Source organism: Streptomyces sp. NPDC006208, assembly GCF_040613775.1.
Lineage (GTDB): Bacteria > Actinomycetota > Actinomycetes > Streptomycetales > Streptomycetaceae > Streptomyces.
In genome coordinates, this window is the sequence record NZ_JBEXSW010000011.1 from 154,481 (window position 1) to 174,171 (window position 19,691).

At 72.8% G+C, this 19,691-nt stretch carries 18 protein-coding genes; 8 read left to right on the forward strand and 10 right to left on the reverse strand.

Features of this window, described 5'->3' with window-relative positions:
• Nucleotides 1–22: 22 nt before the first annotated feature.
• A complete protein-coding gene (locus tag ABZ208_RS11655; protein ID WP_356909298.1) occupies nt 23–715 on the forward strand; it encodes an ABC transporter ATP-binding protein in 693 nt (230 codons plus the stop codon).
• Nucleotides 716–1,007: 292 nt separating this feature from the next.
• Here ABZ208_RS11655 and ABZ208_RS11660 read toward each other — a convergent pair whose 3' ends face one another.
• The 3 genes from ABZ208_RS11660 to ABZ208_RS11670 form a co-directional block, all read right to left on the reverse strand.
• Entirely contained in the window at nt 1,008–1,655 is a 648-nt protein-coding gene (locus ABZ208_RS11660) for a hypothetical protein (RefSeq protein ID WP_356909299.1), read from the reverse strand.
• 228 nt (nt 1,656–1,883) lie between these two features.
• A complete protein-coding gene (murQ, locus tag ABZ208_RS11665; RefSeq protein ID WP_356909300.1) occupies nt 1,884–2,816 on the reverse strand; it encodes an N-acetylmuramic acid 6-phosphate etherase in 933 nt (310 codons plus the stop codon).
• Between the two features lie 39 nt (nt 2,817–2,855).
• On the reverse strand, nt 2,856–3,773 hold the full coding sequence (locus tag ABZ208_RS11670; protein WP_356909301.1) for a MurR/RpiR family transcriptional regulator: 918 nt from the start codon (nt 3,771–3,773) through the stop codon (nt 2,856–2,858).
• Nucleotides 3,774–3,853: 80 nt separating this feature from the next.
• Between ABZ208_RS11670 and ABZ208_RS11675 the strand changes: the two genes are divergently transcribed.
• Complete coding sequence (locus ABZ208_RS11675) at nt 3,854–4,210, forward strand: hypothetical protein (RefSeq protein ID WP_328399179.1); 357 nt, start codon at nt 3,854–3,856, stop codon at nt 4,208–4,210.
• Nucleotides 4,211–4,246: 36 nt separating this feature from the next.
• Nucleotides 4,247–4,513, forward strand: a complete 267-nt coding sequence (locus ABZ208_RS11680; RefSeq protein WP_356909302.1) for a DUF4031 domain-containing protein — start codon at nt 4,247–4,249, stop codon at nt 4,511–4,513.
• A 177-nt stretch (nt 4,514–4,690) separates the two neighbouring features.
• Here ABZ208_RS11680 and ABZ208_RS11685 read toward each other — a convergent pair whose 3' ends face one another.
• The 3 genes from ABZ208_RS11685 to ABZ208_RS11695 form a co-directional block, all read right to left on the reverse strand.
• Nucleotides 4,691–4,840: a hypothetical protein gene (locus ABZ208_RS11685; RefSeq protein WP_356909303.1), complete on the reverse strand. Its 150-nt coding sequence runs from the start codon at nt 4,838–4,840 to the stop codon at nt 4,691–4,693.
• Nucleotides 4,841–4,857: 17 nt separating this feature from the next.
• Nucleotides 4,858–5,568: a hypothetical protein gene (locus ABZ208_RS11690; RefSeq protein ID WP_356909304.1), complete on the reverse strand. Its 711-nt coding sequence runs from the start codon at nt 5,566–5,568 to the stop codon at nt 4,858–4,860.
• Between the two features lie 103 nt (nt 5,569–5,671).
• A complete protein-coding gene (locus ABZ208_RS11695; protein ID WP_356909305.1) occupies nt 5,672–7,954 on the reverse strand; it encodes a heavy metal translocating P-type ATPase in 2,283 nt (760 codons plus the stop codon).
• Nucleotides 7,955–8,161: 207 nt separating this feature from the next.
• Here ABZ208_RS11695 and ABZ208_RS11700 point away from each other — a divergent pair, with 207 nt between their 5' ends.
• Nucleotides 8,162–8,860, forward strand: coding sequence for a copper homeostasis protein CutC (locus ABZ208_RS11700; protein ID WP_356909306.1), 699 nt, complete (start codon nt 8,162–8,164; stop codon nt 8,858–8,860).
• Between the two features lie 364 nt (nt 8,861–9,224).
• On the opposite strand, the gene ABZ208_RS11705 is transcribed toward ABZ208_RS11700, so the two are convergent.
• Entirely contained in the window at nt 9,225–11,195 is a 1,971-nt protein-coding gene (locus ABZ208_RS11705) for a UvrD-helicase domain-containing protein (protein ID WP_356909335.1), read from the reverse strand.
• 441 nt (nt 11,196–11,636) lie between these two features.
• Between ABZ208_RS11705 and ABZ208_RS11710 the strand changes: the two genes are divergently transcribed.
• On the forward strand, nt 11,637–11,831 hold the full coding sequence (locus tag ABZ208_RS11710) for a hypothetical protein (RefSeq protein WP_356909307.1): 195 nt from the start codon (nt 11,637–11,639) through the stop codon (nt 11,829–11,831).
• A 195-nt stretch (nt 11,832–12,026) separates the two neighbouring features.
• On the opposite strand, the gene ABZ208_RS11715 is transcribed toward ABZ208_RS11710, so the two are convergent.
• A complete protein-coding gene (locus ABZ208_RS11715) occupies nt 12,027–13,670 on the reverse strand; it encodes a DNA repair helicase XPB (protein WP_356909308.1) in 1,644 nt (547 codons plus the stop codon).
• Nucleotides 13,671–13,786: 116 nt separating this feature from the next.
• Nucleotides 13,787–16,621 (reverse strand): helicase C-terminal domain-containing protein, encoded by a 2,835-nt coding sequence (locus ABZ208_RS11720; protein WP_356909309.1) that lies wholly within the window; start codon nt 16,619–16,621, stop codon nt 13,787–13,789.
• Nucleotides 16,622–16,716: 95 nt separating this feature from the next.
• On the opposite strand from ABZ208_RS11720, the gene ABZ208_RS11725 reads away from it, so the two are divergent.
• Together ABZ208_RS11725 and ABZ208_RS11730 are read left to right on the forward strand one after the other, a co-directional pair.
• On the forward strand, nt 16,717–17,739 hold the full coding sequence (locus ABZ208_RS11725) for a hypothetical protein (protein ID WP_356909310.1): 1,023 nt from the start codon (nt 16,717–16,719) through the stop codon (nt 17,737–17,739).
• Nucleotides 17,740–18,215: 476 nt separating this feature from the next.
• The gene (locus tag ABZ208_RS11730; RefSeq protein ID WP_356909311.1) at nt 18,216–18,860 is read left to right on the forward strand and encodes a haloacid dehalogenase-like hydrolase; all 645 of its coding nucleotides are present in this window, start codon (nt 18,216–18,218) and stop codon (nt 18,858–18,860) included.
• Here the strand turns inward: ABZ208_RS11730 and ABZ208_RS11735 are convergent.
• A complete protein-coding gene (locus ABZ208_RS11735; protein WP_356909312.1) occupies nt 18,839–19,075 on the reverse strand; it encodes a hypothetical protein in 237 nt (78 codons plus the stop codon). The genes ABZ208_RS11730 and ABZ208_RS11735 overlap by 22 nt on opposite strands.
• Before the next feature lie 181 nt (nt 19,076–19,256).
• On the opposite strand from ABZ208_RS11735, the gene ABZ208_RS11740 reads away from it, so the two are divergent.
• Entirely contained in the window at nt 19,257–19,640 is a 384-nt protein-coding gene (locus ABZ208_RS11740) for a cold-shock protein (RefSeq protein WP_328399193.1), read from the forward strand.
• Nucleotides 19,641–19,691 lie beyond the last annotated feature (51 nt).

Genomic DNA, 19,691 nt, shown 5'->3' on the forward strand with positions numbered 1-19,691 from the left:
TCACGTACAACAGGAGTTGAAGATGTATGAGCTCAGTGGCGTCACCAAGCGCTACCGGCGGGGCAAGGAGTCGGTGACCGCGCTGGACGGCGTGGACCTGACGATCGAGGACGGCGGGCGGCTGGTGATCCAGGGCCCGACAGGTGGCGGCAAGTCGACGCTGCTCCAGATGCTGGGCGGGCTGGACCGGCCGACGGAGGGGAGCGTCGTCCTGGACGGGACGGATCTCGCGACGCTGCCGGAGGCGAGGCTCACGAGGGTCCGGGCGGAGAAGATCGGCTTCGTCTTCCAGAGCTTCAACCTGATTCCGACACTGACGGCGCAGGAGAACGTCGAGACGGCGCTCGTGCCGCTGGGGCTGCGGGCCAAGGCGCGGCGTTCCCGGGCGGAGGAGGCGCTGGGGTCGGTGGGCCTGGGAGAGCGCGGAGGCCATCTGCCCGGCGAGCTGTCGGGCGGGCAGCAGCAGCGGGTGGCGATCGCGCGAGCTCTGGTGAAGCGGCCCGCGGTGCTGCTGGCGGACGAGCCGACGGGGAACCTCGACGAGTCGATGCGGGACGAGGTGATGGAGGTGCTGGAGGGGTTGTGGCGGGAGCAGGCGTTCACGTTCGTGCTGGTCACCCATGACTCGACGCTGTCGAAGAGGGCGTCGAGGCTGGCAACGATCCGCAAGGGGAGGGTGTCGGTGACGGAGCGGACGGGGGCGGGGGCGGCGTAGCCGCCGGGTGGTGGGGTGGGGGCGTGCGCTGCGGGGGCATGTCTCCCACCTCTCCCCCTGCGCCCAGGCGGGCGTCCGGAACTGGGGCTGCGTCCCGGCTCGCGGGGCTGCACAGTGCTGATGCCTCGGCATCCCACAGGGTGGCAGCTTCACGTCGCCGCCGGGTCGCGCGGCGACGGCCGCCTCGTCCGGGGCCTGGCCGATGACGAACGAGCAAGGGCGGCGGGCACGCTCTGGGGCCGGCCCCGGTCACGGAGTCGGCCCCTCGCGGCACCCGCATACGGCTACGCCATCAGGGTGCGTCGCAGTACACGAAGGCCTGGATCAGGCCGTCCGCGGTGGTGGAGTTCGTGCCATAGACGATCCAGCCCTCAGGAGAGCCTTCCACCTTGATGGCGGCGCCCGGGACGACGAAAACCTGGCTGGAGCTGGTGAAGCCCCAGGAGATCGCCTCGTAGCCTTCCGGGCACAGTGCCGTACTGGTGCTGACTCCGCCCGCGGGCACAGTTTCGAGTGGCCCGTCGAATCGTTCAAGGTCGATGTCGGCTCCAGGTCCCGTGGGGCCGGTGGGGCCGGTGGGGCCGGTGGGGCCGGTGACGCCGGCGGGGCCGGTGGAACCCGGGTCGCCCGGGTCGCCCGGGTCACCCTGCGGGCCGGTGGGGCCGGTGGGACCGGTGGGGCCGGTCGGACCCCGATAGCAGTACCTGTCGCCGAACGCCAGCAGAACCTGAGCGGCTGGTCCGCCCTTGCACTTCTCCTTGCCGTCTGCGCTGACCGACGCGCTCACGTGGTCACCTGGGCCCTGCGCCGCGGCGCCGGCAGGACTGGCCGCTCCGGTCGCGAGGACCAGCGCGAGCGAGGCGATCGCGCCGCCGACCGTCCAGTTGTTCCGCCGAGGCAGGGGCCCAAGCCGGGACCGCGTCGTGCTGTCAGGACTCATGCACTTGCTCCCTGTTTCCCATCGGTTTGGGGATTCCGAATCCGAAACCCGAGTGGGAGCTTGTCCCGGGCACCGTCGAACTGTTGCTGCTTTCGGTTGCAACACGCCGTCTATCAGTAACCAGGGGTAGTCGACCGATCCGTATGGGTCAATCCATCCGGCCGGGTACCCGGGTTCAGCGCAGGGGCAGGAGCCGCGAGGGCGAACGGCAAGGGCGCGGCGGCGGCGTCAGGCGTGGGACGCCGCTGACAGGGCCGCGCGCAGGTGGCCCGCGCTCTCCTTCAGCAGGCGTGACGCAGTCTCCGCGTCCACCCCGGCCAGCAGCGTCAGGATCGCGTTCTTGACCTCGCCGTCCGTCGAGGCCAGTGCCGATTCGATCTCCGCGTCCGACGCTCCCGTCGCCAGCGACACGATGTGGCGGGAGCGGGCGCGCAGCTTGTCGTTGGAGGCGCGGACGTCGACCATCAGGTTTCCGTACGTCTTGCCGAGGCGGATCATCGTGATCGTCGAGATCATGTTGAGGACGACCTTCTGCGCCGTGCCTGCCTTCAACCGGGTGGATCCGGTGAGCAGTTCGGGGCCGACCACCACCTCGATGGGGTGGTCCGCCGCCGCGCCCAGCGCGCTGTCCGCGTTGCAGGACAGCCCGATCGTCAGCGCGCCCAGCGCCCGGGCGTGCTCCACCGCGCCGATGGCGTACGGCGTGCGGCCCGATGCCGAGATGCCGAGCACGGTGTCGTCCGCCGTGAGCCTCAGCTCGTCCAGGTCGGCCGCCGCCAGCTCCTTGCTGTCCTCCGCGCCCTCCGACGCCTTGACCATGGCCGTCGGGCCGCCCGCGATCAGGCCGACGACCTCCGACGGGTCGGTGTTGAACGTGGGCGGGCACTCGCTCGCGTCCAGCACGCCCAGGCGGCCCGCCGTGCCCGCGCCTGCGTAGATCAGCCGGCCGCCGCGGGACATACGCTCGGCGGTCCCGTCGATCGCGGCGGCGATGGCGGGAAGCTGCGCGGCCACCGAGGCGGGCACGGTCGCGTCCTCGGCGTTCATGATCCGTGCGATCTCGAGCGTGGGGAGCCGGTCGATGTCGGCGAGCTCGGGACGGAACGCCTCGGTGGTGAGGGTGGCCAGCTGGGCGCGGAGTTCGTCGTACGTGGAGGGCATGTGGTGCGGCTCTGCTTTCTCGGTCCGGGTGCGGAGGATTCAGCGCGTGCGCGGGCTGTGGCGGTGCGCCAGAGCCTCGTACGACGCGGCGAGGGCGGGGGCCGCCGTCTCGTACGTACGCTGTGCCACGCCTATGAACAGGCAGTCCACAACGAGCAGTTGGCTGGTGCGCGAGGACATCGCGGCCGGCCGCAGCTCGCTCTCGCGGGCGGTGGAGGTGGTCAGTACATGGTCGGCGTACTGCGTCACGGGGCCGTCCGGGCGGCCGGTGATCGCGACCGTCGTCGCTCCCCGGTCGAAGGCGACCCGCAGTGGCTCGATCACGTCGCCGGTGGATCCGGAGTGGGTGATCGCGATGGCGACGTCGCCGGAACGGAGCTGCACCGCATTCGTCACGGCGAGGTGCGGGTCGGTGTGGGCGTGCGCGATCAGCCCGATGCGCAGGAGTTTCTGGGCGAGGTCCAGGCCGACCAGGGACGACGCACCCACCCCGTAGATGTCGATGCGGCGTGCGGTCGACGCGGCGGCGACGGCCGCGCCCAGCTGCACGGTGTCCAGCCCGGCGGCGGTGTCGGCGAGGGTCTGCTGCTCGTCGTACGCCAGCTTGGTGACGACGTCGGCGATCGGGTCGTCGACCGCGATGTCCGCCGTGACGGACGGGGCGCGGCCGGACTGCTGGTGGGCGGCGAGACCGGCGAGCGCCAGGCGCAGGTCGCGGTAGCCGGGATAGCCGAGCAGCCGGGCGGTGCGGACCACGGTCGCCTCGCTGGTGCCGGTGAGCTCGGCGAGACCGGTGACCGTGAGGGCCGCGCAGCCTGCCGGGTCGTCGGCGACGGCTTCGGCGACCCGCTGCATGGAGCGGGTCATGGACGGCGAGAGCGTGCGCACCTTGGCCGCGAGGGCTGCGGGGGCCGGTGGTGCCTCCCCGTTGAAAATTTCCTTCACTGGATTGGTCACATCTGAAAGATATTTTCGAATTTCGGGTGCCGTCAAGACCCCCTGGTCCTGGAGACGCGGTCCCGGGTGACAATGGCTTCATGGACGGCACGAAATCTCTCGAGCAGGCCCTGCATGCCGCACGTGCGCTGGTGCTCGCCGATCTGGCCGCCCGTGACGTGGCCGAGGCCGATGTCGTCTCCCTCGTCGAGGACGCGGTGGCACACCGCCGTTGGTGGGTCGAGCAGTGGCCCGAGGGCATCGAGTACGTCGCCGGCCTGATCGCCCAGGACGTCCAGGACGCGCTGCTGGAGCGCTACGGGCGGTGGCCGCTGTGCCCGGTGTGCGACGCGGGCGACCCGCACGCGCTCGACGTGGAACCTGAGCTGGGGCCGGACCCGCACTGGGTGTGCGGTAAGGCGGGGGTGGTCGTGGCACCGGTCGGGGCGCTGTGGTGACGGCGGGCGGGGCGGCGTGAGCGGCGGCGGACCGCGGTGACGGTCTATATCGACCCGCCGACCTGGCCGGGGCACGGCCGCATGTGGTCCCACATGGTCAGCGATGTGTCGTTCGAGGAGCTGCACGCGTTCGCGGCGGGGATCGGCTGCCCGCCGCGCGCCTTCGAACGCGACCACTACGACGTCCCGTCGCACAGGTACGGGGACGCGGTGTCGGCGGGCGCGGTCGAGATCGGCTCCAAGGAGCTCGTACGCCGTATCACGGACGCGGGGCTTCGCAGGCCCAAGAACCGTCCCGCGTAAGAGGCGTCGCGATGATCGGCCCGGGAACGCCGAGGTGTCCAGAACGGCGTCGAACGGCTCGGGCAGCTTGACCTGATCACCGAACCGCACCCGCTCGGCGTGCTTGTACGCACCGTTCTGCGGCTGGGTGAACAACGTCGCCGTCGGGCCGTGCTCGTCGAACCGGTCGATCAGCAGCTACGTGGGCACGGGCGCGTGCGCGTAGGCCCAGAGCTTCTTGGTCCGGTCGTCCTTGGCGTTGCTCTTCGACGTGATCTCGACGACGAGCAGCGCCTCTGACGACCACGTCCGCCTGGTCGTCTCCTTCTGCTGACGTACCCGCGGCACCGCGGGGCGGGAGCCGGTCAGGACGTGAGCTGTGCGAGCTCCGTCCCGAGGTTGGCGCGGGCCCGCGTCTCCCACTCCCGCTCGCCGTACGGGGTGTGGAACAGCCGGGGCAGCTCCAGCAGTTGGCGCAGCACCGCGGCACGCCCCGCGCGGAAGGCGTCCTCCGGGACGAAGCCGTACTCCTCGCGGACCGCCGTGGTGTAGGCGGCGTACGGCTCCGGGGGCGCCGCGAGGATCGCCAGGTCCGCGTCGCACAGGACCTGGCCGTTGGTGTCGTCGCCGGCCGGGGCATGCGTGACCGTGAGGCGGACCAGCCGGGCGACCTCGGCGGTGGCGGCCGGACTCAGTCCGGCCTCCGGGAGGCCGCGCTCGGCGAGGCGGGCCGAGCGTTCCTCGTTCTCCGAGCGGTCGGGGAGATAGACCGCGTCGTGGAACCAGGCCGCGAGGCGGACCAGATCGGGGTCGGCGGCGTGGGACGCGAGCGTGTCGATGTGGTCGAGGACCGCGATCAGGTGGTCCGTGGTGTGGTAGCGCCGCTGCGGCTCGGCCCAGCGGGCCAGCAGGTTGTCGGCGTACGGCAGCGGATCGGGCGCGTCCGCCGCCCCCGCACGGGCTGCGGTCAGGGACCGCGCCCAGCGGGCGCGGAGGTCCGCGGAGCGGTCGTGGTCCGCGGAGCGGTCGTGGTCCGCGGAGCGGTCGTGGTCTGCGGAGGGGACGCGGTCCGTCATGACGCGACTCTAGAGGGACGGCTCCACGATGCGCACGGTCGGGATGCCGCTTGCAGCGGGGTGCCGTCCCGCCGTTGCCGGACACACCGGGCGGCGCCGCGCGTCAGACGGCGGCCTTGAACCCCCGCAGCCGCAACGAGTTTCCGACCACGAAGACCGACGAGAATGCCATGGCCGCACCCGCGATCATCGGGTTGAGCAGGCCCGCCGCGGCGAGCGGGAGTGCCGCCACGTTGTAGGCGAAGGCCCAGAACAGGTTCGAGCGGATCGTGCCGAGCGTGCTGCGCGCCAGCCGGATCGCGTCCGCGGCCGCCCGCAGGTCACCGCGTACGAGCGTGAGGTCGCCGGCCTCGATCGCGGCGTCCGAGCCCGTACCCATCGCCAGGCCGAGATCGGCCTGGGCGAGCGCGGCGGCGTCGTTGACGCCGTCGCCGACCATGGCGACGCTGCGGCCCTCGGACTGGAGCTTCTTGATCACGTCGACCTTGTCCTCGGGCAGGACCTCGGCGATCACGTCCTCGGCGGCGATGCCGACCTCGGCCGCGACGGCCTCGGCGACCGCCCGGTTGTCGCCGGTCAGCAGGATCGGGGCGAGCCCCAGCGAACGCAGCCGCCGGATCGCCTCGGGGCTGGTCTCCTTGACCGCGTCGGCGATCTCGAGGAGGGCGCGCGCCCGGCCGTCCCAGGCCACGATCACCGCCGTACGTCCCGCGGCCTCGGCCTCCGCCTTGGCGCGTGCGAGATCGGCAGGCAGGTCCAACTCCTTCCCCTGGCCTCCGGCATGAGGGACCCCGGCGAGCAGCTGTTCGCGGCCGACGATCACGGTGTGGCCCTCGACCACGCCTCGGACGCCGAGCCCGGGCACGTTCACGAAGTCCTCGGGCACGGGCAACGGGCCGGCCTTCTCGGCCGCGCACGCCGCGACGGCCCGGGCGATCGGGTGCTCGGACGCGTGCTCCAACGCGCCTGCCAGCCGCAGCACTTCGGTCTCCGACTCGTGCGGCGCGTGCACGGCGAGCAGGGTCATCCGGCCGGTGGTGACGGTGCCGGTCTTGTCGAGGACGACCGTGTCGACCTTGCGGGTGCTCTCCAGGACCTCCGGGCCCTTGATCAGGATCCCCAGTTGGGCGCCGCGTCCGGTGCCGACCAGGAGGGCGGTCGGGGTGGCCAGGCCCAGGGCGCACGGGCAGGCGATGACCAGTACGGCGACGGCGGCGGTGAACGCGGCCGTCCAGCCCTCGCCGAGCGCCCACCACGCGCCGAGGGTGGCGAGCGCGAGGACGAGCACCACGGGTACGAACACGGCGGAGATGCGGTCCGCGAGTCGCTGGGCTGCGGCCTTGCCGTTCTGGGCGTCCTCGACCAGCCTGGCCATCCGGGCGAGTTGGGTGTCGGACCCGACGCGGGTGGCCTCGACGACGAGACGGCCGCCGGCGTTCAGGGTGGCGCCGGTGACGAAGCCGCCGACGGTGACCTCGACGGGGACGGACTCGCCGGTCAGCATCGAGGTGTCGACGGCGGACGTGCCCTCGACGACGGTGCCGTCGGTGGCGATCTTCTCGCCGGGGCGGACCAGGAAGCGGTCGCCGACGGCGAGCCGGGCCGTGGGCACGGTGACTTCCCGGCCGTCGGAGGCGAGCACGGTGACTTCCTTGGCGCCGAGTTCGAGCAGCGCCCGCAGCGCGGCGCCCGCCGAGCGTTTGGAGCGGGCCTCGAAGTACCGCCCGGCGAGGATGAAGGCGGTGACGCCGGCCGCGGCCTCCAGGTAGATGCTGCTCGCGCCGTCGCTGCGGCTGATCGTGAACTCGAAGGGGTGGGTCATGCCGGGCGTACCGGCGTGACCGAAGAACAGGGCCCACAGGGACCAGAGGAACGCGGCCGAGGTGCCGAGCGAGACGAGGGTGTCCATGGTGGCCGCGCCATGGCGGGCATTGGTGAACGCGGCGCGGTGGAAGGGCCAGGCGGCGTAGGTCACTACCGGGGCCGCGAGGGTGAGACTCAGCCACTGCCAGTACGGGAACTGGAGCGCGGGGATCATGGCCATCGCGACGACGGGGACGGCGAGGACGACGGCCGTGACGAGCCGCTCGCGCAGCGCGCGGAGCTCGTCGGGCTCCGCGGGTGCGGTGGCTTCGGGCTCCAGGGGCTCCGGGGGTGCGGGCTCGGCCGCCGTGTAGCCGGTGGCCTCGACGGTGGAGATGAGATCGGCCACTCCGACCAGTCCGGTGAAGGTCACCTTCGCCTTCTCGGTGGCGTAGTTCACCGTCGCCGTGACGCCGTCCATGCGATTGAGCTTCTTCTCGATGCGGGCGGCGCAGGAGGCGCAGGTCATGCCGCCGATGACCAGCTCGATCTCGCGGGGGGCGGTGACGGAAGGGTGGGGCATGGGTCCGAGCCTCCTGCGCGGTCCTGAGGGCTCATACCCCTCGGAGGTATGACTTTCACTTCACCATATACCCCCCACCCGTATGAAGCCCAAGGGTGGCGTGAAGGGAGACCGGTTCCCGCGGCTGCCAATGCGTGGCCCGGGCATTAGGCTGGATTATTGGACTAGACCTGTCGCTGTAGTCGGCTACCTGGAGGAACAGGCCCCATGAGCAACCGAGCACTGCTGGAGGTGATCGCCCTCGATGCCGAGGACGCGGTCGCAGCCCGGACCGGAGGGGCCGACCGGCTGGAGCTGGTCACCGACATGGCCGCGGACGGGCTGACCCCGTCGCGCGAGACGTATGCGAGGATCCGCGCGGCCGTCGACATCCCGCTGCGTGTGATGCTGCGTCTCGCCGACGGCTTCCTTGCGGGCACCCCGGCGGATGCCGACGCCCTGGTGCAGGTGGCGCAGGGGCTACGGGCGGAGGGCGCGGACGAGTTCGTGCTCGGCTTCCTGGACGAGACGGGCGATCCGGACCTGGTCACGGTGGAGCGCCTGATGGCGGCGCTGGACGGATGCCGCTGGACGTTCCACCGGGCCATCGACCACGCCGCGGACCGCGACTCCCTGCGCAAGCAGCTCGCGGACCTGCCGGGCCTCGACACCTACCTGACAGCCGGCTCGCCGACGGGCGTCGACGACGGACTGCCGACGCTCCTCGCGGAAGCGGCACGCGGCGGCGAACCGGGCTACGAGCCCCGTCTGCTGGTCGGCGGAGGGCTGCGCCTGGACCATGTGCCCGCCCTGCGCACGGCGGGCGTGGACGCCTTCCACATCGGTGGCGCGGCGAGGCCGGGCGGATGGGACGGGCCGGTCGCCGCGCACGCGGTGCGCCAGTGGCGGGCGGCGCTGGACGCGTGACGCCGACAGGCGCCGGCATCGAACGTCTCTGACGCCCGGGAATCCGGCAGCCGAAGGCCTCGCACGCACGTGACGCGCATGCGAGGCACCGGATGTGTGCCGGAGCGATCGAAGGGGCGGACCATCCCTCCGGGCCGGACCGGGATCCGCCGACCGAGCCACCAACCCCCGTTGGTGATGCGATCAGCCCTGTGCGCCGTTGCGCGCAACTGCCGCACTCCTGAATACGCGCCCGGCGGGTGACGGCCGCGACGGCATCACCGGGACCGAGCGCATACGGGTGCGGACGCGGGTCGGCGAGCCGAAGGAGCCGTTGCTCCATGACCGCCCGGCCCACGGGCAGTTCCGGTGGGAGGCAGGTGCGCTAAACGGGTTCGCCGGCGGAGAGCTGGACCGGCAGCGGCGCACCGTGAACGACCGTCAGGCCCGACACCGCCCTCGTCAGCGCCACGTACAGGCGACGCAGGCCCGTCCTCTCGTCCGGTTCCGCCGAGACCACCGAGGCCGGGTCGTCCAGGACCACGTAGTCGTACTCCAGGCCCTTCGCCAGCGATGCCGGGACCAGGGTGAGGCGGGTGTCCGGCGTGGTCTCCTCGCCGGGGGACAGGTACCCGATGCCCGCCGCCAGCAGCGCATCCGCGAGCGCCGGGACGCGCTCGTCCGCCGCGATCAGGCCGATCGAGCCCTCGTGCCGCAGCGACTCCACGCACGCCGCGACCACATCCGCGTCCGGGTCCGCCGACCCCCGTACCGACAGCGACCCCGGCGACTCACGCACCGAGTGGACCTCGGCCAGTCCCGGCGACATGTGCGGAAGCAGGCGGGAGGCGTACGCGATGACCTCCCGGGGGACGCGGAAGCCCGCCGTCAGCTCCTCCACCGCCGCGTCCGGCTTGCCCAGGTGGGACAGTGCTTCCTGCCAACTGGCCGTCGCCCAGGGCGTCGTCCCCTGCGCAAGGTCGCCGAGCACCGTCGCCGAACCCGTCGTGCAGCGCCGGCCCACCGCGCGGTACTGCATCGGCGACAGGTCCTGCGCCTCGTCGAGCACGACATGGCCGAGCGACTGCGTCCGCTGCACCAGATCGGTCGCCTCGTCGATCAACACCGCGTCCGCCGCCGACCACTTCACGGATTTCACGCTCCGCGCCGGCTTCTGCCACAGGATCGTGGCCTGTTCCTCGGCGGTGAGGATCCCGTCCGCATGCGCCGCCAGGAACTCGGCGTCGGACAGCAGCCGCAGTACCAGCTTCGCCGGATCGACCGCCGGCCACACCGCCTTGACCGCCGCCTTCACCGCCGCGTTGCGCGCCACCGCGTCCTGGACCCGGTCGTCCGGCGCCTCGCCCGCCTGTTCCATGCGCACGAGCACCGTGTGTGCGATCCGCTGCGGAAGGGCGTCGCGCGCCGCGCCGTAGCGGATGTCGCGGTCCAGCAGTTCCTGGACGATCTCCTCCAGTTCGTACGCCGGAACCCGCCACCGCCGCGAGCCCCGTACGACCACCACCGGCTCGGCCGGCATCGTGACGTGCGAGCGAAGAGCCCGGCGCAGCACCTGCGCCATCCTCGCGTCGCCCTTCACCACGGCCGCAGCCGCCACGTCCGTGCCGCGCACCTCCACGTGCGCCACCAGGTCGTCGACCGTCGCCTGCTTCACCTCCAGCTCGCCGAGTGCCGGCAGGACCTGCTCGATGTAGTGCAGGAAGGAACGGTTCGGACCGATGACGAGCGTGCCCGTGCGGGCGAGGCGCTCCCGGTGGGCGTAGAGAAGATAGGCGACCCGGTGCAGGCCGACGGCCGTCTTGCCGGTGCCGGGGCCGCCCTGCACACACACCGTGCCGGACAGGCCGCTGCGGACGATCTCGTCCTGCTCCGGCTGGATCGTCGCGACGATGTCCCGCATGGGGCCCACGCGCGGCCGCTCGATCTCCGCCTGGAGCAGCTTCGACGTCTGCTCGGCCTCGCCCGGGTCGGTCAGGTGCTCGTCCTCGTACGCCGTGAGATCCCCGCCCGTGTAGCCGAAGCGGCGCCGCAGGCCGACGTCCTGCGGATCCTTGCGTGACGCCCGGTAGAAGGGCTGCGAGACCGGCGCACGCCAGTCGATGACCATCGGGTCGCCGTCCGCGTCATGGACGTGCCGGCGGCCGATGTAGAAGCGCTGCCCCTCCTGCGTGGTGTGCAGATGGTCGAGGCGGCCGAAGAACAGCGGGGTGTGGGACAGATCGGCGAGCGCCTTGATGCGCTCCTCGATCTGGGCCTCCAGCACCCTGGCGTTGACCCAGTTCGCGGTGACGTCCTTGATGTCGAGCGCCTCGACGTCCTCGCGCATCGCGCGCAGCGCGGCCCGCGATGCGGCGAGATGGGCGCGCTCACGGCCGAGCGGATCGGCGGAATCGACGGAATCGGAATCGACGGGAGCGCCGCCGCGGGCGGGGGCGGAAACGTCCGGTACAGGGGCGTGCGCGGGCACGGGTTTGCCTCCGGCTGGTGATGCGGGAAACACGACATGGCGAACCGGCCGGTTTCCGTCCGGGCGGCGGCGCTCCTCGATGTCGGTCGGAGGAGGCGGGGAAGCCCGCGAGTGTAGTCAGCCTCTGGGCACCGGCGCGAACGGTTTTCCACGCGTCCGGTCGTGGGTCCGGCCTCGGGGGTGACCCGGGGGTCCGCCGCAGGGCCTATCCCGTAGGGGGCGGTCTCTGTCTGGAGTCGTACGCGCACCCTCCCGGGATTCAGCCCACAGCCCGATGCCCGGCGGGTGGCGGAAAACCATCATGGAGTCATGAGCGCAGCAACCCTCCATCCCACAGTCCGCGTCCCCCACCCACGCGACGGCGCGACCGCCACCGGCGCCGCGCCGCACTCCTCGCACCGGGTCGGCAACGCACTGCGTGCCGTCAAGGTCTACGCCGAGGCCGTGTTCAGCGTCGCCGTCCTCGGTGAGTACGCCGAGGAAGCCGGCGTCCGCCGCCGCTGAGACCGGCCGCTGAGACCGGCCGCCGAGGCGCCGCTGAGACCGGCCCCTGAGGCAGGCCGCCGAGGCAGGCCCCTGAGCCAACCCCAGTACCTCGCACGTCGCCGGTCGGGACCGCCGCCGCGCCGCGACACGGGGTGCGGGCCAAGACCGTGACGGTCCCCGGCCCGCTCCTCGCGCTCATGGACCGGCCGCCCGTCAGCCTTCCGACAGCAGCTCGTCCGCGTCCACGATCCGGTACGCGTACCCCTGCTCCGCCAGGAACCGCTGCCGGTGCGCGGCGAAGTCCTGGTCGATCGTGTCGCGGGCCACCACCGAGTAGAAGTGAGCCTTGTGGCCGTCCGCCTTCGGGCGCAGGACCCGGCCCAGACGCTGGGCCTCCTCCTGGCGCGACCCGAAGGTGCCCGACACCTGGATGGCGATCGTCGCTTCCGGCAGGTCGATCGAGAAGTTCGCGACCTTGGACACCACCAGCACGCTGATCTCGCCGTTGCGGAACGCGTCGAAGAGCTTCTCGCGCTGCGCGTTGGGCGTCTCGCCCTTGATCACCGGCGCGTCGAGATGCTCGCCCAGCTCGTCGAGCTGGTCGATGTACTGGCCGATCACCAGGATCTGCTGCCCCGTGTGCTTACGGACCAGTTCCTCCGTCACCCGCCGTTTGGTCGCCGTCGTCGCGCAGTAGCGGTACTTCTCCTCCTGCTCCGCGGTCGCGTACGTCAGACGCTCGGAGTCGGTCAGATTGACCCGCACCTCCACACAGTCCGCGGGCGCGATGTAGCCCTGCGCCTCGATCTCCTTCCAGGGCGCGTCGAAACGCTTCGGCCCGATGAGCGAGAAGACGTCCGACTCGCGGCCGTCCTCCCGTACGAGCGTCGCCGTCAGGCCCAGACGGCGCCGGGCCTGCAGATCCGCGGTGAACTTGAAGACCGGGGCGGGCAGCAGATGCACCTCGTCGTAGACGATCAGACCCCAGTCGCGGGAGTCGAAGAGCTCCAGGTGGGGGTAGACCCCCTTCCGCTTCGTCGTCAGCACCTGGTACGTGGCGATCGTGACGGGCCGGATCTCCTTGCGCGCACCGCTGTACTCGCCGACCTCGTCCTCGGTCAGGCTGGTGCGCTTGACCAGTTCGTGCTTCCACTGGCGGGCCGAGACCGTGTTGGTGACCAGAATCAGGGTGGTGGCCTTCGCCTGCGCCATCGCACCGGCCCCGACCAGCGTCTTTCCGGCGCCGCACGGCAGCACGACCACACCCGAGCCGCCGTGCCAGAAACCCTCCACGGCCTGCTTCTGGTACGGCCGCAGCGCCCAGCCCGACTCGTCCAGATCGATCCGGTGCGCCTCGCCGTCCACGTAACCGGCGAGATCCTCGGCAGGCCAGCCCAGCTTCAGCAGCGTCTGCTTGATCTGGCCGCGCTCGGAGGGGTGCACGGCGACGGTGTCCGGGTCGATGCGGGGGCCGACCAGCGGCTGGACCTTCCGCGAGCGGAGGATCTCCTCCAGCACCGGCCGGTCGGTGGTGGTCAGCACCAGCCCGTGGGTGGGGTGCTTGGACAGGGTGAGCCGGCCGTAGCGGGCCATCGTCTCGGCGACGTCGACGAGGAGGGCGTGCGGGACGGGGTAGCGGGAGAACTCGACGAGCGCGTCCACGACCTGCTCGGCGTCGTGCCCGGCGGCCCGGGCGTTCCACAGGCCGAGCGGGGTGACGCGGTAGGTGTGGATGTGCTCGGGGGCACGCTCCAGCTCCGCGAAGGAGGCGATGGCACGACGGCAGGCGTCCGCCCGTTCGTGGTCGACTTCGAGGAGGAGGGTTTTGTCGCTCTGGACGATGAGTGGACCGTTCACACCTGCGCCCTTTCGGTAAGGCCAAACGTCCAGTGTGCCCCATGCAGGCCTGGAGGGGAGAGGCCGAGCACGCGCGGCACCGGTGGACGGGCCCGGCCCGGCGCACCGGGCCTCTCTCAGGCGGACTCGTCGGCGAGTTCCGCGACCCCCGTGATGCGGTGCAGCGGATACGTCCTGACCTCGTCCGCCGTGTGGTCGTACGCCGTGACGAACCCGCCCTCCACCCGCACCGGTGCGATCACGCGCTGGCTGGCCGCGCCGTCGGCGTTCACGTACCCGATCCACAGGGCCGAGCCGGTGAGGGCCGCGGCCTGGACGGTGGCGAGGGTCTCGGCGGGGGTGGTGCGCGGGAGCTCGCCGCCGCGCACGGCCTCCGCCTGCTCGGGAGCGGGCTTGCGGACGACGGTGGCGGCGAGGTCGCCCGCCCTGATCGCCTTCACGGCAGCCCCGAGAAGTGTGGCGTCGGGCACGGGCGGGCCTTCCGGTACGGGGGCGGGCGCCGTACGCGGCGGGGTGCGGCGGGCGTATGCGCGGGTGATCAGCACATCGCCCTCGGCGGACTCGGCGGCCGGCGCGTACCCCATGGCGCGCAGCCCTTCGAGAAGGGAGGCCGGGTCGGCCTGGGCGGACAGGACCGTGGGTGCGAGGCGGCGCAGCCGCAGGCCCTGGGAGCGCTTGTCGGCGAGGATCTCGCCGAGCAGGGCGTCGTCGTCGCAGCGTACGTAGGCGGAGGCGGCGCCGATGCGCAGATGCCCGTGACGGCGGGCCACGTCGTCGATGAGGTAGCTGAGGGGCTGCGGCACGGGCGTGCGGGAGTGGGTGGCCAGGAAGGTGTGCAGCTCGGAGGCCGATCGCCCGGCGTCGAGTGCCCGGCGCACGGAGCCGGGCGTGAAGCGGTAGACAGTGGCTCCGCCCTTGGACTCGACGTCGGCGAGCACGGCGAGGGTCTCGGCGAGCGGCCGTTCGAGGGGCCCGGGCGCGACGGCGGTGAGGTCGGCCTGCAGGAGGACATGGTCGAGCGGCTCGGGCAGCAGTGCGGCGAGCAGGGTGACGGCCCGGGCGCGCGCGGCGTCGCGGGCCTGCGCGTCCGCGTCCTGGGAGGCGACGGGCCCGGGCCGGGCGGCGGTGGGTGTCGTGGCGCCGTCGACGGGGCCCCCGGGCACCCCGGTGTCCTGCCCTGCGCGTGCCGGTGCCTGGGCCGCCGCCGCGCCGGGCGCGCCGCCGGGTCCGGGCCATGCCTCGGTCCATGTCCCGCCGCCGGCCGGCCGGGCGGAGCCGTCGAGTGCCGTGCCGGACCGCGACGCGGCACCCGCTGTACCGGCGGCCGTACCGGCGCCTGCGGAGGCCGCCTCCGTGGCCGTCCGTCCCGGCCGGCCGCCGGCACCCGCGGGGCTCGTCGCCTCGGCCGTGTCTCTCCCGCCGCCCGTCTCCGGCAGGGAGAGCAGCGCACGAGCGTGCGCCGACAGGGCGGCGCGGCCGGTCATGCCCAGGAGTTCGGACTCCATCAGGGTCCAGGTCGCGAGCCGGGTGCGCAGATCCGTGCCGTCGCCGCGCAGCGGGCGTTCCCAGCGCAGGCGGGACAGGATCGTCTCCGGGTCGGGCGCCGCGCCGGCCGGGAGAGTGGAGAGCAGGTGGAGTACCCGGTGGCGGACCTCGGGCGCCGCCGAGCGGTCCAGGTCCGGGCCGAGTGCGGCGAGTGTGCGGCCTTTGGTGTCCTGGGCGCCGACGAGGCCGGAGGTACGGGTGGCGGTGAGCCAGGCGGTTGCCAGGACGGCCCAGCGTTCGGCCGCGGGGAGCGTGAGCCAGTCGTCGTACGCGGGGGTCGGCGCGAACCGCTCGTCGGCCTCGCCGTCCGAGGCCAACAACCCGGCCGCGTAAGCCAGTTCGAGCCAGAACGAGGCCAGCTGCTCGGTCGTGTCGAGCGCCAGCGCGGTCCGCTTGAGGTCCCGTACCGAAAGGCCGCCCGCGCGCAGCACCGAGGGGCCGCCCTCGTGCCAGTCCTTCAGGAGGTCCTCGACCGTCGTCAGCGCGGTGTACGCCTGGCCCGCCGCCGCGTTGTCCACAACCTGTGGACTGTATTGGGCGCCCGGCGCGACGGCCGGCGGCACCGGCTCGGGCAGCCGGTGCGCGCGCCCCGCCCGCAGATGCAGCGCGACCTCGCGGGGCAGCACCACCGTGCGCGCGGACGCGGGCAGCAGCAGCCCCCGGTCCCGCAGCCACTGGACCGGCGGCGTGGGTGCCGACGTGACCTCGCCGTACGGAGGTCCCCACACGAGGCGGTCCAGGACCGCCAGCGCCTCCGGCGGGGCTGTGTCCAGCAGTTCGCCCATCCGTGCGCGGTCCGTGAACAGCGCGGTCAGCGCCGCCACCGCCGATACCGGGTCGTGCGTGGTCGCGAGCCCCGCAGCCGCCAGGATCTCCTGCAGCCGGCCCGGCGACATCCCGGCCGTCGCCTCGGCGGCGGTGGGGCCGAGCCCGGTGGGGGACGGCCGGGTGGGCGAGGGGGCGAGCAGTTCCCGGGCAGTGCGTACCAGCCGTAGCCGGTCGTTCCCGCCCCACACCAGCGCCTGGTCCCGAAGCAGTGCCACCGCCCGCGGCAGAGCCGCCTCGATGTCTCGCACGGCCGTGCCGGCATCGGACGTACGTCCGTCACCCGCGTCACCCTCGTCACCGGTCAGCAGGCCGAGCAGTGTGTCGTAGGGGGCGGGGTCGGGAGCCACCGCCAGCGCCTCCGCGGTCTGCAGCGCGAAACGGTCGAGCCGCTCCAGGGCGCGGACGACGGAGGCCCGGGTACCGGCCCTGGTGGCGAGCTGGGTGACGTCGTTCGGCACCGGGCTCAGCAGGTCGGGGCGGGCACGCAGCAGTGCGGCCAGGTTCTCGTCGTCGCGGGCGCGCAGTGCTTCGGCGAGCGTGCGCGGGCTGCCGCCGCTTCCTTCGGGCATGGTCCCCATCCGCCCCACGTTAGCCCCTGGAGCGCTACCGTCGGGGGCAGGGCGGCCCTGGAACGAGGGGGCGTCCGCGCTGGGGAACGTCAAGGGGAACGCCGGTGGGGATCGAGAGCGACCAGCTCGTCTACGACTATCTGAGCCGGGTCGGCGATCTGGCCCAGCAGGCACAGCTTCCGTCGGGCGCCCGGATGCGGCTCGTGACGACGCTGCGCAGCGAGATCGACAAGCAGCGCAGCACATCGGGTGACGACAGCCCGGCGTCCGTACGCAAGATCCTCGGGCAGCTCGGTACGCCGGACGAGGTCGTCGCCTCCGCGTCGGCGCACGCGGCCGCGCCGTCGTCGGCCGACGACAGGTCCGGGCCGCCGCGGACCGCCTCCGGGCAGCGGGCGCCCTCCGGAGCCCCGTCCGCCCTGCCGCGTCAACGCGGTTGGCGCGGAGTTCCGCGGCCGCGCACCGCCGACACCCCCGCGCCGCGCCCGGCCGCCTCTCCGCCGCATCTCGCCGGGATGGACGAACTCGGCCCGTCCGGCAGTGAACCGGACTGGTGGCGGATCGAGCCGGGGCCGTTCGGCCCGGGCGAGAGCGTCGCCGGGTTCGTCGGCGGCGTCGAGATCCCCGAAATACTGAAACCCCCGCCGTCCCAGGACGACACCGAGAGCGAGGAACCGGACCCGGACGCAGAGGCCGGTCAGGCTGCCGCACCGCGACCGTGGTGGCGGGCCCGGCTGCGCCGTCGGCGTGCCGCGGCACCCGTCCCCGCACCCGAAGCAGCCCCGGCGGCGGCCCGCCCGGCCAACGCGATGCTGCTGCTCGCCGCCGCGCTGCTTCTCGTGGGCGCGGTCCTCGGCTCGCTGCTCGCGCTCGGGGGCGGCTGGCTCCTCGCCTACGGCTCGCGCAAGCTCTCGCGCGCCCAGGCGAAATGGGTCGTCGTCGGCCTGCCGTCGACGGTCGCCGCAGCGGGGGTCGTATGGCTGTGGGGCCGTGTCAACGACCGCTGGGGCGAGCCCATCGCCGAGGACGGGATGCGTGAGGCGCTCAGCGGCACCTGGCCGTGGGTGCTGCGGGGAGCGGCCGTCGCCTCCGCGCTCTACCTGGTGTGGCGGGCACGGCGACGCTGAGCCGGCACAGCGGCAGTCCCGCGGCCTGCGGAAGAACGCCGTTTCCCCGTGCCGAACCGTAGGTGCCCACGTGTGCCGAGGGCGGGTGCGCTGCCCGCCGCCGGCCGGAGGGTCGTGCGCGAGCAGGGCGGCCACGATCGCGTCGGAGAGTCCGAACGAGTACGGGCGTGGGGGAGTGCCCCACGGCCTCCGTGCGTTCCTCCTCCAGGGCCGGCCTGCCGTGCCGCGGCGTCGAAGCACCACCAGCAGCGCCCGAGGCCCGGTTGAGCAGTGGCCCCGGAAGCCGGCGTCCAGCTCCACGGCCGCAATGGCGGGCGGCGTCCCGGCCGCCGCTGTCCACGGCAGATGCCGGTGATGCCCGCGGGGGGCGTCGCCCACCACCGCGACCCGCCCCGCGGTCCACCACGCGCCGTCGCCGCACCAGGACGTGCGTACGGACATGGGCGGGCAGCGACCCGCCCGGGGCCGCGGGCACAATGGCTTGCATGTCCTTCCCCACCGCGGTCCAGCCGCTCACCGTCGGCTTCGACCTCGACATGACGCTCATCGACTCCCGGCCCGGCATCCACGCCACCTACCGGGCGCTGTCCGCCGAGACCGGTGTGTGGATCGACGCCGACTCGGCGATCACGCGGCTCGGGCCGCCGCTGGAGCAGGAGTTGGCGCTGTGGTTCCCCGCCGAGCGGGTCCAGGAGGTCAGCGACCGGTACCGGGAGATCTACACCGCGTACGCGATCGAGCCGACCCCGGCCATGCCCGGCGCCCGGGAGGCGATAGCCGCGGTGCAGGAGCTCGGCGGCCGCGCGATCGTCGTCACCGCCAAGCACGAGCCGAACGCCGAACTCCACCTGGCCCACCTGGGCATGGCTCCGGACGAGGTCATCGGATGGCTGTGGGCGGAGGCCAAGGCGGAGGCGCTGCGCGAGCACGCCGCGAGCGTGTACGTGGGCGACCACATCGGCGACGTACGGGGCGCGCGGGTCGCCGAAGCGCTCTCGGTGGCCGTGCCGACCGGGCCGTGCGACGCGGATGCGCTGCGCGAGGCCGGGGCGGACGTGATCCTCGACGATCTGACCGCGTTCCCGGCCTGGCTGCGGGACTACTGCGCGGACCGTGCCTGACGGCGCTGCGCGCCGATCGAACGCAGCACCCCGGCCGCGGCGATCAGGAAGCCGACGCCCATGAGCATGCAGACCGCGTAGGCGACCGGCGGAAACGGCTCGGTGCCCAGAAACAGCGGGGCGACGGTGACCAGAGTGGCGACGGCGCCGACGACGAAGACGATCGCGCCGACGCGTACGAGCCCGTCACCGGGGGCGGGAGGAGTAGCAGGCATTCGGCCAGGGTAGTCCCATTGCGCGCAGGAACCGATCGGCAACGTCTTGTCACCAGCCTCTGGACCATTAGCCTTGGGGGTGGCGGGTCAGGCGACCCGCTGTAGTGCTATCAAGAGCCGTTTTGTGCGGCGCCCGATTCAGGTGCCTCAGTGCCCAACGAGTACAAGGACGAGGACAGACGTGCCTACCGGCAAGGTCAAGTGGTTCAACAGCGAGAAGGGCTTCGGCTTTCTCTCCCGCGACGACGGCGGCGACGTTTTCGTTCACTCGTCGGTGCTCCCCTCCGGTGTCGATGCCCTGAAGCCGGGCCAGCGCGTCGAGTTCGGGGTCGTGGCGGGCCAGCGGGGTGACCAGGCGCTCTCGGTGACACTTCTCGACCCGACGCCGTCGGTGGCGGCGGCGCAGCGGCGCAAGCCGGACGAGTTGGCGTCGATCGTGCAGGACCTCACGACGCTGCTGGAGAACATCACCCCGATGCTGGAGCGCGGCCGCTACCCCGACAAGGTGCAGGGCGCGAAGATCGCGGGCCTGCTGCGGGCGGTGGCCGACCAGCTGGACGTGTGACAGCGGGACACCGCACAACAACACGGCGCACAGCGGCCGGACGAATCCGCC